Source organism: Pandoraea cepalis (genome assembly GCF_902459625.1).
Taxonomy (GTDB): domain Bacteria; phylum Pseudomonadota; class Gammaproteobacteria; order Burkholderiales; family Burkholderiaceae; genus Pandoraea; species Pandoraea cepalis.
Genome location: NZ_CABPRY010000003.1, coordinates 385,397 through 401,102, shown reverse-complemented (window position 1 = coordinate 401,102; position 15,706 = coordinate 385,397). Strand labels below are relative to the sequence as shown.

The window sequence follows — 15,706 nt, the reverse complement described above, 5'->3', positions numbered from 1 at the left end:
CAGGCATCGGAGATGTCGGACACAACGGCGGCAAAGGCAAAAGCGACGCGAGCGCACATGGGTCAGTAACTCCAGATCGGGCGTACCGGCGACGGCGGCATCGGCACATCACCACGGCGGGCGTCGAAGTGATAGCGCAGGTAGACGAGGAAGCGATTCGGCGCGTAATAGTCCGAACGCTCGAACTGCGCCTGAGCGCCGATCACCCAATGGCGGTTGACCCAGTATTCGGCACGCCCGAGAAGCGAGAACCCCACGCCGAATCCACCGCCCGAGCCGTACGTCAAGTTGCCGCTGGCCGATTGCAGCGCACCGTCCGTCGGGAAGTACGGCATCGCTTTCTCCTGACTTTGCGAGACGGATACCGATCCGCGCAGGTAATACGACCAGCGTTGCATGCGGCCGTACCATTCCAGCGGCAGCGTCAGCGAGACATAGGTTTGCGGGCTGTAATACCCGCCATGGCCATAGGTGTAGAACCGCTCGTTCTGCGCAAAGCTGTCGAAGAACACTGTGAGGCCGGTGTTCATGCGCATGTCGCGCCGGTAGATGAGCGGCAGGTCGACACCGGCGCGCGCTGATACCTCCGAGTTGTTGAGCACATTCTCCCCGGTCAGTCGCGCCACGCTCGCTTCGCCAAAAATACCCCACCTCAGGAAGTCGCGCGACGCGTGGAACGTGAGCGCATCTCGCCGCACACCGCCCCATTTGCCATCGCCGAAGATTTCGGGCAACGGCAGGGACGCTCCGGCGTATGACACCATGCTGCCCGTCATTGGTCGGCGCGACGCGTCGACCCAGTAGTCGTAGCGGCCGACGTTGCCGAACAGACGCACACCACCTGTCACATAGGAAATGGGAAAGCCCACCGGCGTATGGCCGATGTCTGCCCGAATCCAGTCGTTCTGATAGCCGAGCATGAGCGCCTGCCCGTGCGCCTTCTGACGTTTCGTGCCGTAGTCGCCTTGCACGCCAGGATTGGCGGCCCGGAACGCCGGCACATTGAGCAGCGGCAATGTGCCGAACTCCGAGGTGCCATTGAGCGGCAAGTCGCCGGAGTCCGCACTGACGTAATCCGTCTGGGCAAACACGTGGCCGTCGTAACCAACCGCGTACTGGCCGTACACCGGTACGGCGCGGGCGTTGAACATCGAGATGCCGCCGTCGCCCTTCTTCTCGTCGATTTCGTAACCCGCCGCGACATAGCTGTTACGGCGCGCTTCCAGCGAGTCGATGGCCGACTCGGCCGACGTCATGCCGTCGTAGCCCGGTAGTGCGCCCTGTACGATTTCCTCCTTGCGCGCCTGGTCGTACCATCCCTTCGCCTCTTGGTAATGACGCTGCGACTGTGCGATGCGCCCGCGCTGCACGGTCACGGCGGGCGTATCGGGGAATTGCGTGCGCAGCGTGTCGTTGAGTGCGATGGCCTCGTCGAAGCGCTGCATGGCCGTGAGCCGTCGCACAGCGGCGAGCTGTGTCCAAACGTCGTCGTGCGGCGCCTCGGCCAGTGCGCGATCAAGTTCGCGGTTGGCCGCCGCGTCGTCCTGCATCTCGTAGAGCACGCGCACGAGCGACAGGCGCGCGTCCTGATCGTTCGGATCCCGGCGAAGCTGCGTTTGCGCGATCTTGCGCGCGTCGTCGAAGCGGCGCTCGTCGAAGTACAGATCGCCGAGCGTCGACAGCGCGCGTTGGTCGGGCGGGTCACGCGAGAGCAATGGATCGAGCTTCGCGCGCGCGGTCGTGAAGTCGCCCAGCGCCCGCGCACGGTCGGCCTCGCGCAGGGCGAGATGATCCTGCAAATCGCGCCGTTCGGCACGCTGATCCGCTCCGAGTGTAGCTGGATCGATGGTCGCCAGGAATGTGCCGAGTTCCGCGTCGCGTTGCGCCGTGTCGAGCAATTCCGCGTAGCGCAGTTGTGCATCGGGCTGCGGCTTGTCGGCGTGTGCCGCGAGCCAGTTGCGCATGAGCGCCAGCCCCGGCTCGGGCTGTCCTGCCGCCACGCGGGCGCGCGCGACTTCACCGATCAGTTCCGGGTCGTCCCCGGCCATTGCCAAGGCATCGGCATAGCGTCGCTCGCTCTGCGCGTCGTCGCCGGCCGCGTGCGCCTCCCGTGCCAGACGCGCTGTGTCGCGAATCGCAAGCGTTGTCTGCAGGCGCCGGATCGACGGCGTGACGTTCGTGGCCGGGATCTGCGCGAGCGCGGCGCGAGCCCCGGCTTCGTCGTCGATGACGTTCAAGTAGAGCGCCTGTGCGTACAACATCTGCGCGCGGTCGTCGGGCGGGAGCGGTTGGCGCAGGCCTTCGGCCATCACGTCGCGCCCGAGCTGCGGCAAGCGCAGCTTCCGGTAGAGACTGGCCAGCGCGTAGCGGGTCCAGGCATTGCCCGCGTCAAGCGCGACGGCGCGCTCCAGGGCCGCGAGCGCCGGACCGTTGTGACCCTGTGCGATCGCGCGCTCGGCATCGTCTGACAAGGCGGCGGCCTCGGCCTTGTCGAAGCGCGCTTTGTCCTGCGGGAAGCGTCTCCGCAGATCGCCGAGCAGGGTCGCCAGTTCGGCACGGCGCTGCTGACGCGAATACAAGGTAATCAGGCCACGCAACGCCGTGTCGTTATCAGGTTCGATCGTCAGCGCCTGCTGGAAGAGCCGCTCGGCATCGTCGTCGCGCTTGTCGTCGAGCGCAATCTCGCCCAGCAATGCCAGACCGTCGGGATTGCGCGGGTCGCTGGCCAGGGCGCTGCGCGCGAGCCGATCGGCCTCGGCCAAATGACCGGCGTCGCGCGCCTCGCGCGCCTCGCTCATCGTGCCCCAGAAGCGCGACGTCTGGAGCAACCCACGCCACTTGTTCGCGTTTCCCGGATCCTTGCGCAGCGCCTGTGAAAACAGCGCCTGTGCCGCCTTGTGATCGCCTTGACGCATCTTGAGCAGCCCCAGCGCGCCGAGCAATTCGCCGTCGTTGGGACGCTTGGCGCGCGCCGCGTCGAGCGACGTCTGCGCGTCGCTCAGCCGCCCCTCATCGAGCGCCTTGATGCCAGCCTGCCTCGCCTGATAGGCGGGGTCGTTGAGCATACGCGTTCGGGCGGCCTGTTGTGCATTGAGCTTGTCGTAGGCCGCGCGGATCTCGGTATCGTTCGGCGAGAGCGCGAGATAGCGCTGATAGAGGGGCAGCCAGGCCAGATCGCCGTCCGCCCGCGACAGTCCTTTCTGCCAGAGCGGCAGCAAGGCGTTCAGGTCGGCGTCCGGACGCGCGGCGAGTGCCGCCACCATGCGCGTGCCCGCCAAACGACTCGCCGGACGGTCGATCATCAACTCGGCGAGCGATTGCGACGCGCGCGAATCGCCAGGCGAGTCCTTCGCAAGTGCTGCCAACCCTCGTTGCGCCGCGGGCCAGCCGTGGGTGGCATTGGCTTGTGCCCGGTAGTACTCGACGCCAAGATCGCCACTGGGCGGACCGTCGGGAAAGAGGGCCTGGTATTGCGCGAAGGCCGCGTCGGCCTGTCCGCTGCGCTGGAGCAATCGTGCGCGCGCCATGCGGGATCTGTCGACGGTGTTCACGCGAATCACGTCGGCCAGCGCTTTGGTGGCGGGCGCGTTCGGATAGCGCGCCTGCAACGTCTGCAAGGCCTTGTTTGCTTGCTGTGGGTGATTCTCTTCAATCTCGATCTGGCCGAGCAGCGACAGCACGTCAGGTTGCTCCGGTTGCACGAGCAGCGCCTTTTCCAGCGCGGCGCGAGCAAGATCGTTGCGATGACGGGCGTGCCAGAGCGTGGCGCTCGCGAGCAGACGGCTCACATCGCGATTGGCGGCCACGACATCCGGCTTGCCGCCCTCGCCCGGGCTGGTCGCGGCGCGCGCGGGGACAACACCGGCGGCCATCAGCACACAGGTCAGACACGCGGAGCGAATCACCGTGTTGCGCAAGTCGCCTCCCATGGCACCTGCAACATGCCGTCGGCGGCGAAACGGAAGCGCCCATCGCGCCAGCCGAGACCGAACAACGAGAGCACCGAGCTGTAGTAGCCGGGCGCCGATTGCGCCTCGAGCGCGCGCGCACGCGTCACTTGCGCCTGCGCTTGCGCGGTATCGCCCACCGCCTGAAGCAGCGGCACAAGGGCCGCCGAAAAACCGGACCCGCCGGGCTGAGCGGCGGTGCCGTCGCGCGTGTTGACCCGTTCGGGCGGCGCACCATGAGTCGAGACAAACTTCAGCATGCCCCCGAAGGTGTGCATCAATGCGTGAAAGTCATCGCTGCCGGGCGCGAGCATGCCGGCCCATAGATAGACACGAATTGCGTTGTAGCTGCCCTCTCCCTTCGTGTCCGGATCGATCTCGAAACCGCGGCCCGCACGGTACATCGCCCATTCCGGGGCGAATCCCAGCGGTGGCGCCGTCAGCGTGATTTGCTTGAGCGATGACGGGATCAGTTGGGCCCAGCCGCTTTCGGGAAAGCGCCCAGCCAGATAGCGCACTACTTGCATCGGCACATAGCTGGGATTGAGCCGCCACAGATCCTTCGCAGGATGAAAGCCGACCGGCGCCGGCAACAGCGTGCGCCCGAGACCGGGCACGACATCCGTCTCCTCCGACACAATGCGGCGTGCAACGAGGGCGCCCAGCGCGGTATACCGCCGCACGTTCCACAATCGCCCTGCCTCGCCCAGCGCGTAGGCGATCCACATATCGGCGTCGCTCGCCGGGTTGCGGTCGAGCACGCCCCATTGCCCGTCGTCCTTCTTGCCCCAGAGCCATGCGGGCAGGTGAGCGGTCAAATCGCCCTGCGCCAGATTGTTGACCGTCCAGTCGAGCACCTTGTCGAACGTGGCGCGATCGTTGGCCATCAGCGCGAAGGTCAGCGCGTAGGCCTGGCCTTCCGACACCGTGCGCTGATCCTCCATGCTGCGATCGATCACGCGCCCGTCGTCGCTCAAAAAGCCCGCCTTGAAGCGCGTCCAGTCAGGCCAGTCGACCGGGGCACACGTTCGCCCGGTCGCGGCCGGCGCGGACGCAGCATTCGCCGGTGCGCTGTGCGCAATGCGTGTCAATCCGCCGAGCACCGGCAACGCACCGCATGCGGCGAACGCACGCAGCACGACACGACGGCGTCGGCCCGAAGCGTCGGCGCGGGTCATTTACTGCTCCAGACGACGCGCAGCACGCCGCTGCAACCAACCGAAGCACTTGAGCGCAATGGCGAACGCCGCAAGCAGTGCGACCAGCCCCACCAGAATTGGATGGCTTGAAAGGTGAAAGCGAATGCGGGTCCACCAGCTCACATCGCCCACGAAGTAGCGCTGGCCAAGGCGGAACGAATCGGCCCGCTCGCCGCTGAACACCGCCAGATCGCCATGGATCTCCGCCCGTCGGGCGTTGTCGTCAATAGCATTGACCACGCCGAGCAAGGCATCGTCGCTCGACGCATTGATCGCGACCACCGAGCGCGAGCGGGTCACCGGCGACTCGAAGCCGATGAGTGCGGCGAGCGGCCCCTTGGACAAGGCGTCCATGCGCGCCGGCCCGACAGGGCTTGCCGCGAGCGCCGAGCCTATCGCCCCATCGCCCTGCGAGGCCTGTGGCTGAGCCGTCATGACCCGACGCGTCTGGTCGATGATCAGCGGCAGATTCTTGCCCCACTTGACCAGAAGGTCGGCCACCTCCTTGCCGCCAACCATCAAGAGGTCGCGATCCTTGAAGCGGTCGGTCTGCGTTGTGTCGAGCACTTCAAAGCGATCGGCATAGACACCGGTCGACCGGCCGAACTGGCCGAGCGTCGAGAAGACGGTTTCCAGCTCTGCCGTGTCCGGCGTCTTTGACATCACGACGGCCGTCTGCGCAAGATCGGCGTACTTCGTGAAGGGGAATCCGCTGCCGACGAAGAAGCTCAGGTTCGGCATCTCGGCGTAGTGCGGCAGGCCGCTGAAATCGATGGTCGAATCGGCATCGATGGCCGAACGTGCCGCGTGGGTGATCGACTGACTGCACATCCCGTCCTTGTGCGGTTCCATCGCGAACTGAAACGACAGCGAATTGCGCGACGCCACCTGGAACGCGGGGATGCGCACTTCCTTGCGATCGGCCAAGGTGCCGTCCGAGAGCAACTCCACGAGCATGTGGCTCTTGTCGATACTGGCCCCCGAGGCGCGAAGACGATAGGCGCGCACGAACTGATCGTTGATCGACACGCTCATCGACGAATCGTCGGGCTTCGCCGGCGGCGTGTAGCGATACTTCAGGTCCATCGGCACGCCCGTGTTCTGCCACGTGAGCAGATCGGCGGGAAGATTGAGCCGGAGGCGAATCGGCCACGGCATGTAGCCGCTCGCTTGCAAGTCGCTCGGATTGTCGACCAGTTCGCCGAACTTCACGGGGCGGTCGGTGCGCACCCAGCGCGGCGCATCGTACGCCGCGCGCGGTGGCATCGGCGTGAGCGCGTCGATGCGCATGGCGTCGCCCGACAATGCGGCGCGTCCCGAGACGAGCGCGAGCGCGGCCGTCTCCAGATCCTTGGCGTCGCGTCCCTGCAGAACCAGCAATTTGAGCGACGGATCGTCCGGATTCGACATCATGCGCAGTGTCGGGGCATCGACCTTCGGCAAATCGAGTCCCGGGAGCATCGTGTCGTTCGTGACGAACACGACGGCGTGCTTCGACGGCAACGTCTTCACGCTGACCGGGAAACGCGTACGACGATAGTCGCCGATGGCGCCCGCCCACGTCGCGACCACCCCGGCGGCATGCACCACGGCGAGCGACGGCGGCGCACCGAAGACGAACGGAAGGGTCTGGTCGCGGTTGTCGTGACGGTCGAAGAACGGCGCGGGCAGCAAGGCCAGATCATTGCGCAGCGTGAGCGCCTGCGTGCTCGTGACGATCTCGCTCTGCGGACTGATATCCGCCCATAGACTGGAGTGCATCGGATCCTCGCACTCCATCGTGTAATGCCCGATCAGCACCAGCCGCACGCGGTTGAAGCCCGAGAGCAAGCGGGGGTCGAGTGCAATCTCGCGCACGAGGTTCTTGCCGCCGTCCTGCTTGTTGAACGGCAGCGTGGCAACCAGCTCGTCGTTCAGATATATCTTGAGTTGCGAGAGATCGGGAATCAGTGCGGGCGAATAGGTGTAGCGCAGCCGCAACAGCGCCGAGGCGACCGTCTGATCGAGTCGTATTCCGAAGTTGACGTCGCCCGATCCTTCGGTGCCCCGCAATCGCAGGCCATCGGTCTGGCCCAACTGGGCAAACGTGACGGTGCGCTGGCGGGTACCGGCCGATGCCGCGGCGAGCGCCACGGTGGTACCTGACGGGTCGGGCGATGCCGCGGCGCCCGACGCTGCGCCCAGCACGGCGACGGCGCCTGTCGGCAGCGCCATCGGCGCCTTTGCAGCCCGGCTTTCCGCCGGTGCCGCTATCGCCAGCCGCGTGCCCGCAAGGTCCATCGCTGTGGCAGCTAGCAGACAGATGGCATAGATCTTTTTGTAACGCGACCAAGACGCTCGAAGCTGCATATGCGATGCCTCATCTGTTCTTGTGCTGCATTATTGCCGCTCTCACATGAGGCTGGCCCGAAGGACCCGACGTCTCACCACGTCGTTGTCCGGCAATCCTAAGGTTGCCGGTGTCCTGAGGGAACTGCACAGCATGCGTGTCTGACAGCGGTAGATGCACCATGCTAGCCTGCCTGAGTAAAAGGAATCAAGCGAACCTTGGGCTTCGGTCACTGAAGGCCCGGTGCACCGGCTGACCGGCCGGCTGCGAAATTGCCCTGCCTTCGAGGCACCTATACAATGCCTTGCATGCGCCAGACCGAACCCTCATCCGCCAAGGTCACGTTGCCCATGACAACTGTCACGCCCAACCCGCAAACCGCCGACGCGACGATCGAGCATCGTTATCCGTCGGATATCGATCGGTTGCGCGAGGTCGTCGGCGTCGATGTGCTGCCGTTCTATCGCGACGAACAAGCGATCGTTGCCAACCGGCAGGCGCGCGAACGCTGGCCGCATCTGGTCGCCTTCGCCGACTCACGCGGCGCAGCATCGGCGGCGGCGACTGCCGCGCCGTGCTCCAGCGCGCGCTGACCTCGCATGCGAGACACCTCGATCGTCGCCGCCTTCGATTTCGACGGCACCCTTTCCACCACCGACAGTCTTCGCATCTTCGTGCGCGAGACGGTCGGCACGCCGCGCTTCGTGGCTGGCGCCCTGCTCGCTTCGCCATGGCTGATCGGCGCGGCGCTGCGTGTGGTCGACCGGGGCACCGCTAAGGCCGCGTTCCTGCGTGCGTCGCTGGGTGCACGCACACGGGCTCAGCTCGAGTACGATGCCAAGCGGTTCATCACGCAACATTTGCCCCGCCTGCTTCGTCCCGAGATGCTCGCGCGTTTGCGACAGCACCGGGCGATGGGACACCGCATCGTACTGGTTAGCGCCTCACTCGGCTTGTACTTGCGCCTATGGGCCACCTCGGTCGGTTTCGACGCCGTTCTCACTACCGAGCTGGCGTATGACGAACTCGGTCGTTTCTCCGGCCAATTTGCCGAGCCGAATTGCTGGGGACCGGAAAAAGTGCGGCGTCTCGAAGCCTGGTGGGCGGCGTCGCCGCCACGCGTGCTGTTCGTCTATGGCGACAGCCGTGGCGACAAAGAGATGGCCGAGCGCGCCGATTACGCCTGGATCCGTGGTCAGGGCAAGCTCATGCCACTGCCCGATGCCGACGCATCGCGGCAGGCGTCCTGACGACGACGGATCGTTCGCACATGCCCACGACGCCAGAGCCCGGCCGCCGCGTTGCCTGGCTGTCGCGGCTGGTGCGACTCGAACCGGTGGCATTCTCCCGATGGGACGCGGTGCATGCGGCGCTCTCCGTTGCCGTGCCCACCGCCATCGGCGCGGCCATCGGTCATGGCGCAGAGGCCTCGCTCATCGCGCTCGGCGCGCTGCCCGCCATCGTCGGCGACCGAACCGGCCCCTATCACACGCGGGCGCGCTCCATATTGCTGACCGTCGCTACCGGCGTCATGGGCTTCTACACCGGCATGCTCATCCACGATCTCGGCATGTCGCACCCGTGGGCCGCGCATGGGCTGCTGCAAGCGGCGATCCTGCTGCTCAGCTTCATCGGCACGTTCGGCAACGTCGCGTCGGCGGCGACCTTGCAGGGCGCCGTCTACCTGATCGTCGGCTGGGGCCTGGCCCTTGCGCCGCCCGAATGGCGCGCACCGCTGTTGCTTGCGGCGGGCGGGGTCTTCAGCGTGCTGCTCATGGCCGTTCACTGGCTGCGGCACCCGGGCGCCGCCGAGCGCGACGCCGTCGCCGCCGTCTACCAGCAACTGGCCAACGTGCTCGACGCGAGCGGTACGCCGCGCGTCAGGCTCGCGCGCCGCTCGCTCGAGAACGCCATTGCTGCGGCCTACGACACGCTGTTGAGCGCGCGTGCGAGCACAGCGGGCGGGTGGGAAGTGCTTGAGCGCAGGGCCGCCCAGATTCTGGCGGCCGAGCCCATCACCTCGGCCGTCATCGGCCTTGCACAGGGCGGCAGGCCGCTTCCCGCACCACTCGGACGCGCGTTGTACGGTATTGCCCGGCGCATTGCGCGCGATGGGCAGCTCGACATGGCGGCGACGGTGGCGATGGCGAAAGACAACCATGCGCCGGCGCTCGCGGCGGCGTTGCATCGCGCGGAGCCGTTACTCACTGGCACTGTGCATGCGGCCGAAGCACCCCTGATTGCCTTGGCGCGTCATCGGGCGCGTGCCACGCCCGGACGGCAATGGATACCGAAGTGGCCGTGGCCCGACGTATGGCGGTACTTGCTGCGAATTGGCTTGTGCGTGCTGGCCGCGCAGATCTTCATTGCGCTCACGGCGCTGCCGCGGTCTTACTGGGTGCCGCTCATCGTCGTGGTCATCTTCAAGCCGAACTATGGCTCCGTGTTCGCCCGCGCGTTGCAGAGTGGCCTGGGCAGTATCGTCGGCGTTGCCGTCTCGGCGGCCGTCGTTGCCATCGACCGGAACGGGTGGGTCAGTCTTGCCGTGCTTGTCCCGCTGGCGGCGTGTCTGCCGTGGGCGTTGCGGCGCAATTACGGGTTATTCAGCGCCTTGTTGCTCCCGATCCTGATGTTGGTGATGGGCGCATTGCAGCCGGGCAGTCAGGGCATTGCATTTGCGCGGTTCATCGATGCCGTGGCGGCGTGCGCGATCGTGTTGCTCGTGGGGTATTTACCCTGGGCCAAGTGGGAGCGGCATCAACTCGACGAGCGCGTTGCCAATGCACTCGATGCGCTGGGTCGATATGCGGCGCTTGCCGACACGCAAAATGTCGATGCAGCGTTTGGTGCACGGCGGGTGGCATACAAAGCGCTCGACGACGCGCGTATTGCATTACAGCGGGCGTTGTCCGAACCGCCGATGGTGAGTCGTCGGGCGGCGCGCTGGTGGCCGGCGCTCATGGCCTTGGAGCGGGTGGCCGATGCCATTACGGACATCGCTCCCCGAGCGGGGGCGCATGACGCGCAGGTCGCTCCGGGGGCGGCGGTGCTGACGCGGATGGCGGCGGCGATTCGGCATGGTGGGTTGGGGCCGGTGATGCCATCGGCGCTGGCAGCGGGCATAGATCCGGGGTTGGACGAGGCTTTGCGCGCGGCCATTGGCGTGTTGTTCGGCGATGCGAAAAAGGCGGGCTGAGCGGCATGTTGGCGGCAACCGGGCGGCACTGATTCCGGTCGGAGGGGAGACAACGCAGGCATAATGCGGGCTTCCGGCGCATCCTGAGGGAAGTGAGGAAGACGGACCGGAGCCCCTTTCTGCAGCGAGTTGGGTTTATGTTTGAGAGGCGGAAAGGGGCTCCGGTCCGTCTGGGGCGGGCTTCCCGACAGAAGTTGATCTCCCGACAGAGACAGGTTCCCCGTCAGAGGGGGGGTGCCCCGCCCAAGCTTCCGTGCGCCGCCACGCTATTCATAAGACATCGCATGAACACTACCCCGACGCTAGCCTGGACCGAAGACGGTCGCCCCGTGACTGCACGCTGGCGTTCCGAAGCTGGCGTAACGCCACCGCGCCGAGTGGAAGTCGTTGACGACACCGTGACGGCAGACGAGGCCTATCATCTTGCCTGTGGCGGAACGGCGTTGCTGTACCGAGGCGACTACCAGAATGCGCGTCAGTTGCTGCAGGCGATGGCGAGGCGGGTGGATCGTCCGCCGCATCGTGCGCGTCGCAAGCCTTCGGCCAAGGGTGAGGCGGTGGTCGCCAGTCCGGCCGACGCCTTCAACAAGTATCGGATGGCGCAAGCGCAGCGTGCTCGCATCCTTGGCATGGTGCTGATACCGCTGGAAGCTGACTATGGCATTCCGTTGCGTCGCGCGCCGGACGTTCGCGAGGCGTGCGCCGAAGCTTGGGGCGCGCCGGACGCCACCCCCTCGGTGGCATCGCTACGCGAAATCCTCGGCTTGATCGGGGCCCATGAATGGCGCAAGAAGGGTGTGCCGATTGCCGCGTTGGCCGCGTCGATTCACCCTTGGTACGGCGTGTATTCCCCTGTACGTGGCGAGTATCTCCAACTGATCGACCAGGCGCCGCTGCCGGCCAAGACGCTGGCGTTCGACATTGGCACGGGCACCGGCGTGATTGCCGCGGTGCTTGCCCGTCGCGGCGTGCAGCAGGTCGTCGGTACGGAGCGCGATGCCCGTGCCCTGGCGTGTGCACGCGAGAACATTTCGCAGCTTGGTTTCGATCGCGCCGTGAAGATCGTCGATGCCGACCTGTTTCCCGAGGGCCGCGCACCGCTGATCGTCTGCAACCCGCCGTGGGTGCCGGCCAAGGCAAACGCACCCATCGAGCACGCGATCTACGATCCGGACAGCCAGATGCTCAAGGGCTTCCTGAACGGCCTCGCCGCCCACCTGACTCCTGGCGGCGAAGGCTGGCTGGTACTGTCCGACTTGGCGGAACATCTGGGCTTGCGCACGCGCGAGACCTTGCTCTCGTGGATTCACGGCGCTGGCCTGGTGGTGCTCGCGCGTCACGACGTGCGCCCGCATCATCCCAAGGCCAGCGACGCGAACGATCCGCTGCATGCGGCGCGCGCCGCCGAAGTGACCTCGCTGTGGCGTCTCGGCGTTCGTCCGGCTTGAGGGTCAGCGATCTCGGCTGACGTTCGGTTGACGTAGACCACGCCCGGCGGCCACCCCGCCACCGGGCTCGCGCGATATCAGCGCTGGGCCTGAAGATAGGCAGTGGCGCCGTCGCCCGCTACGCAAGCGCTCGCAAAGCACGCCGTGAGCAGATAGCCGCCGGTGGGCGCTTCCCAATCGAGCATCTCCCCAGCGCAAAACACGCCGGGCAATGTCTTGACCATCAACCGCGCGTCCAGCGCTTCCAGCGCGACACCCCCGGCACTGCTGATGACCTCGGCAATCGGGCGCGTTCGCAAAAGCGTCAACGGCAAACGCTTGATGCCGGCGGCCAGTGCCGCCGGGTCGTCGAACGCCTCACGCGGCAGACACTCGCGCAGCAACGCCGACTTCACGCCCGCAAGCCCCAGGCGACTCTGCAGATGGCTCGCCATCGAGCGCGAGCCTCGTGGCCGGCCCGCTTCCTCGACGACACGCTCGAGACCCCAGTCCGGCAACAGATCCAAATAGACCTGCGTGCTGCCATCGGCACGAATCGCATCGCGAATAGGGGCGCACAACGCATACACCAGACTGCCTTCGATACCCTGCGCCGAGACGACGAACTCGCCTTTGCGCGTCGTGCCGTCACGCAAGGTCATCGTGACCGACTTCACCGGATGGCCCGCGAACCGCTCGCGCATGTGCGGCGTCCAGTCCGTCTCGAAGCCCGCATTGGCCGGCAACAGCGGTGCGACCGCTACGCCGTGATCGCGTAGCCACGTCACCCAGGCGGCGTCAGAGCCCAGTTGCGGCCAACTCGCGCCGCCCAGCGTCAGCACCACGGCCCTCGCCCGCACGCGGCGCTCGCCCCCGGGGGTGGCGAACCGCAAATCGTCCGGACCGGCCGACGCCCGGGCGTCCCAGCCCAGCCAGCGATGCCGCACATGGAGCCGCACCCCCGCCGCGCGCAACCGGGTAAGCCATGCCCGCAACAGCGGTGCCGCTTTCATGTCGACGGGAAAAACGCGACCGGAACTGCCGACAAAGGTATCGATGCCCAGCCGATGGGCCCATGAGCGCACATCGTCCGCGCTGAACCGGCGCAACCACTGTGCCACTGCGACCGCACGTTTGCCGTACCGGGCCACGAACGGCTCCGCAGGCTCGCTGTGCGTGAGATTCATACCGCCCTTGCCGGCCATGAGGAACTTGCGCCCGACCGACGGCATGGCGTCGTATACATCGACGCGCCACCCCGCCGCCGACAGCACCTCGGCCACCATCAGACCCGCGGGGCCCGCCCCGATCACGGCCACGTCGATCGTCTCGGCGAGGGCAAGGGTCGAAGTGTCAGACGGCGAGAGAGAAGCGCTGGATGGGGGCATGCTTGGAAATGATGTCGCGAAATCACGGCTGTCGCACGATGCCGGGCGGGCGCGGGATACGCGCAGGCGCGGCGGCGAAGGCCGCTATTGTCCCACAGCACCGGCAAGACCGTCCGTGCTTTGGCGTTACAATCGCCCCCCATTCATGCTTCCCCCTGGAGTCGCGCATGTCCTCAGCCGATCCCACGTCGATCGGACGCACCGCTTACGCAGGTTTCGCCGAGCGCTACGCCGAGATTGCCGTGACCAAACCGCATAACGCCCTTTACGAGCGCCCTGCCACGCGCCACCTGCTCGGCAACGTCGGCGGCCTGCATGTTCTCGATGCCGGCTGCGGCCCGGGTATCAACAGTGCGTGGCTCGCCGAACAAGGGGCGAGCGTGCACGGCATCGACGTCACACCGGAGATGATCGCGCTGGCGAGAAAGCGCTGCGAAGGACTGGCGGCGACGTTCGACGTGCAGGACCTGGGCGCGCCGTTCTCCTCGCTGGCCGACCATCGCTTCGACGCCATCGTCAGCGCCCTCGCGCTCGATTACGTGGAAGACCTCGGACCGACGTTTCGCGAGTTCGCGCGGGTTGCCAAGCCCGGCGCGACGCTCGTCTGGTCGATGGGGCATCCGATGCGCGACTGGCTTGACGAGCGCACCCGGCGCAACCGCCCCTACTTCGACGTCACGCGATTTGGCATGTACTGGAGCGGCTTCGGGGAGCCGAAGCCCTATGTGGAGTCATACCGGCGACCGCTCGCGGCCATTCTGAATGCCGCGGCAGACGCCGGCTGGCAACTCGAGCGCATGGTCGAACCGCTGCCGCTGCCGGAGATGGCCACCGTCGACCCAAGGCTTTACCGCGAACTCTCGCAAGCGCCCGCCTTCCTTTGCCTGCGGGCACGCCTGGCCAAACCGGCGGGCTGAAATGCCCGCGTGGACGCGTCTGACGACGCGTCACGTCACGACTCGTCGCGCGCCCCCCAGGGAATAAGCATCGTGGCCGTGCACGTCGCCCCCACCAAAACCGCGGCCACGCCGTAGCGCGACACCTCCGGCAGGTTGAACAGCAGACCATGAATGGTGGCGAATATGCCTCCGAGCGTCACGAATGCGGCGATGGAGGCAATCACGACGCGGGTATCGGAACACATATGGCACCTCGCAACGAGACCACGCGCGTTGCGAAGCGTTTCATGCGGGGAAATCGGCCCGATCCGGGGCTTGCCCGGCCAGGGCTGCACGACTTTCGGCTGACTTCGACGGCGTCCCTCACTTACCAGTGTAGAACGCGGTGAACCAAACGGTTAGCCCGACTCAGGGCTTGCGCTGGGTATCCTTGGAATCGCGCTCGTCGTCGCTCGGCCAGGGCGTGAGCATCGCCACGATAAACAGAATACCGAACAGCACCGTCACCACGCCGCCCTTCATGACGTGCGTTTGGTCGTAGAGCAAACCGTGGATGGTGGCGAACGCGCCGGCCAGCGTCATGAAGGCCGCGATCGAGGCGATGACGACGCGAAATTCCGAACCCATAGCGACTCCTGATCGTGATCGACGAGGGTGCCGCTGACGTAACCGCTCAAGCAGCAACGTCAGCTTACGCCGATCCTTGCGGCTCGCCTATTGCGTCGTATGACGAAACATTCACGGGTTTGACACGAATCAAGTCGGCAAAGAAAAGTCTTCCCTTGGCGGAACGTCGGAGGTGCACGACGATGTGCGTCGCTCAACGCCGGGCGGCTTGCCGCCTGGCTTCGCGTACCCAGCGAAAGTGCCCGCTGCGTAACAATACGGGGCCCGAAAGCCCCATCGTCAGATATTCACGCGTGAGCGCATGAATATCCGTTCGCCCGTGTTCGAAGGCGTGCAACAAATCGTCCGCGCGTGCCGAGTAGGCACCGAAATGATCTTCCAGGGCTTCGGCCGACACGGCGCAATCGATCGGCCGACCATTGACGACAACCGCGAACTCAATCGTCAGATCTTCATAGTTGAATACGGGACGGTGATCCGGAAACTCGATTTGCATGGTTGCACCCCCGGCTGACGAAAGGACGCGTTCGACGCATCGGCTGATACGTTGCATCCAGCATAGTGCATCGCCGAACAATCCGTGAGTCGCATCGCTTATCGGTTCGTCATTGGCGATTGGACCAGGTTCCGCACGCCCCATCATCGCATCCATCACGCGAGAAAATTAATGCAACCAATTGATTTATATCAGTAA

General features: G+C 65.9%; 12 protein-coding genes. 5 read left to right on the top strand and 7 right to left on the bottom strand.

Going from position 1 to position 15,706, the window contains the following annotated elements; all coding sequences use genetic code 11:
* Positions 1-62: 62 nt before the first annotated feature.
* Genes PCE31107_RS09860 through bcsB form a run of 3 tightly spaced genes read right to left on the bottom strand, consistent with a single transcriptional unit; the run spans position 63 to position 7,360 of the window.
* On the bottom strand, positions 63-3,929 hold the full coding sequence (locus PCE31107_RS09860; protein WP_150608089.1) for a cellulose synthase subunit BcsC-related outer membrane protein: 3,867 nt from the start codon (positions 3,927-3,929) through the stop codon (positions 63-65).
* A complete protein-coding gene (gene bcsZ, locus PCE31107_RS09855) occupies positions 3,902-5,125 on the bottom strand; it encodes a cellulose synthase complex periplasmic endoglucanase BcsZ (protein ID WP_150608087.1) in 1,224 nt (407 codons plus the stop codon). Before bcsZ ends, PCE31107_RS09860 begins: the two co-directional genes overlap by 28 nt.
* Positions 5,126-7,360 (bottom strand): cellulose biosynthesis cyclic di-GMP-binding regulatory protein BcsB, encoded by a 2,235-nt coding sequence (gene bcsB, locus PCE31107_RS09850; protein WP_174966608.1) that lies wholly within the window; start codon positions 7,358-7,360, stop codon positions 5,126-5,128.
* A 465-nt stretch (positions 7,361-7,825) separates the two neighbouring features.
* Between bcsB and PCE31107_RS09845 the strand changes: the two genes are divergently transcribed.
* From PCE31107_RS09845 to PCE31107_RS09830, 4 genes are all read left to right on the top strand, one after another.
* On the top strand, positions 7,826-8,068 hold the full coding sequence (locus PCE31107_RS09845; RefSeq protein ID WP_150608083.1) for a hypothetical protein: 243 nt from the start codon (positions 7,826-7,828) through the stop codon (positions 8,066-8,068).
* A gap of 6 nt (positions 8,069-8,074) precedes the next feature.
* Positions 8,075-8,725, top strand: coding sequence for an HAD-IB family hydrolase (locus tag PCE31107_RS09840; protein WP_150608081.1), 651 nt, complete (start codon positions 8,075-8,077; stop codon positions 8,723-8,725).
* Between the two features lie 20 nt (positions 8,726-8,745).
* Positions 8,746-10,671 (top strand): FUSC family protein, encoded by a 1,926-nt coding sequence (locus PCE31107_RS09835; RefSeq protein WP_150608079.1) that lies wholly within the window; start codon positions 8,746-8,748, stop codon positions 10,669-10,671.
* A gap of 284 nt (positions 10,672-10,955) precedes the next feature.
* Positions 10,956-12,119 (top strand): methyltransferase, encoded by a 1,164-nt coding sequence (locus PCE31107_RS09830; RefSeq protein WP_150608077.1) that lies wholly within the window; start codon positions 10,956-10,958, stop codon positions 12,117-12,119.
* A gap of 77 nt (positions 12,120-12,196) precedes the next feature.
* On the opposite strand, the gene PCE31107_RS09825 is transcribed toward PCE31107_RS09830, so the two are convergent.
* Positions 12,197-13,486, bottom strand: a complete 1,290-nt coding sequence (locus tag PCE31107_RS09825; RefSeq protein WP_281352567.1) for a TIGR03862 family flavoprotein — start codon at positions 13,484-13,486, stop codon at positions 12,197-12,199.
* 167 nt (positions 13,487-13,653) lie between these two features.
* Here PCE31107_RS09825 and PCE31107_RS09820 point away from each other — a divergent pair, with 167 nt between their 5' ends.
* Positions 13,654-14,403 carry a class I SAM-dependent methyltransferase gene (locus tag PCE31107_RS09820; RefSeq protein WP_150608076.1) on the top strand — a complete coding sequence of 250 codons (750 nt, stop codon included), beginning with the start codon at positions 13,654-13,656 and terminating at the stop codon, positions 14,401-14,403.
* A gap of 35 nt (positions 14,404-14,438) precedes the next feature.
* Here PCE31107_RS09820 and PCE31107_RS09815 read toward each other — a convergent pair whose 3' ends face one another.
* From PCE31107_RS09815 to PCE31107_RS09805, 3 genes are all read right to left on the bottom strand, one after another.
* On the bottom strand, positions 14,439-14,609 hold the full coding sequence (locus tag PCE31107_RS09815; RefSeq protein ID WP_246181777.1) for a DUF2964 family protein: 171 nt from the start codon (positions 14,607-14,609) through the stop codon (positions 14,439-14,441).
* A gap of 184 nt (positions 14,610-14,793) precedes the next feature.
* The gene (locus tag PCE31107_RS09810) at positions 14,794-15,012 is read right to left on the bottom strand and encodes a DUF2964 family protein (RefSeq protein ID WP_017232226.1); all 219 of its coding nucleotides are present in this window, start codon (positions 15,010-15,012) and stop codon (positions 14,794-14,796) included.
* 193 nt (positions 15,013-15,205) lie between these two features.
* The gene (locus PCE31107_RS09805) at positions 15,206-15,664 is read right to left on the bottom strand and encodes a DUF1488 family protein (protein WP_246181776.1); all 459 of its coding nucleotides are present in this window, start codon (positions 15,662-15,664) and stop codon (positions 15,206-15,208) included.
* Positions 15,665-15,706: the final 42 nt, after the last annotated feature.

Bases quoted from the DNA above. Each gene is read 5' to 3' on its own strand.
- PCE31107_RS09825 (WP_281352567.1), bottom strand. From the start codon at position 13,486: ATGCCCCCATCCAGCGCTTCTCTCTCGCCGTCTGACACTTCGACCCTT.
- PCE31107_RS09820 (WP_150608076.1), top strand. From the start codon at position 13,654: ATGTCCTCAGCCGATCCCACGTCGATCGGACGCACCGCTTACGCAGGT.
- PCE31107_RS09830 (WP_150608077.1), top strand. From the start codon at position 10,956: ATGAACACTACCCCGACGCTAGCCTGGACCGAAGACGGTCGCCCCGTG.
- PCE31107_RS09840 (WP_150608081.1), top strand. From the start codon at position 8,075: ATGCGAGACACCTCGATCGTCGCCGCCTTCGATTTCGACGGCACCCTT.
- bcsZ (WP_150608087.1), bottom strand. From the start codon at position 5,125: ATGACCCGCGCCGACGCTTCGGGCCGACGCCGTCGTGTCGTGCTGCGT.
- PCE31107_RS09835 (WP_150608079.1), top strand. From the start codon at position 8,746: ATGCCCACGACGCCAGAGCCCGGCCGCCGCGTTGCCTGGCTGTCGCGG.
- PCE31107_RS09805 (WP_246181776.1), bottom strand. From the start codon at position 15,664: ATGGATGCGATGATGGGGCGTGCGGAACCTGGTCCAATCGCCAATGAC.
- PCE31107_RS09810 (WP_017232226.1), bottom strand. From the start codon at position 15,012: ATGGGTTCGGAATTTCGCGTCGTCATCGCCTCGATCGCGGCCTTCATG.
- bcsB (WP_174966608.1), bottom strand. From the start codon at position 7,360: ATGGCGCTGCCGACAGGCGCCGTCGCCGTGCTGGGCGCAGCGTCGGGC.
- PCE31107_RS09845 (WP_150608083.1), top strand. From the start codon at position 7,826: ATGACAACTGTCACGCCCAACCCGCAAACCGCCGACGCGACGATCGAG.
- PCE31107_RS09860 (WP_150608089.1), bottom strand. From the start codon at position 3,929: ATGGGAGGCGACTTGCGCAACACGGTGATTCGCTCCGCGTGTCTGACC.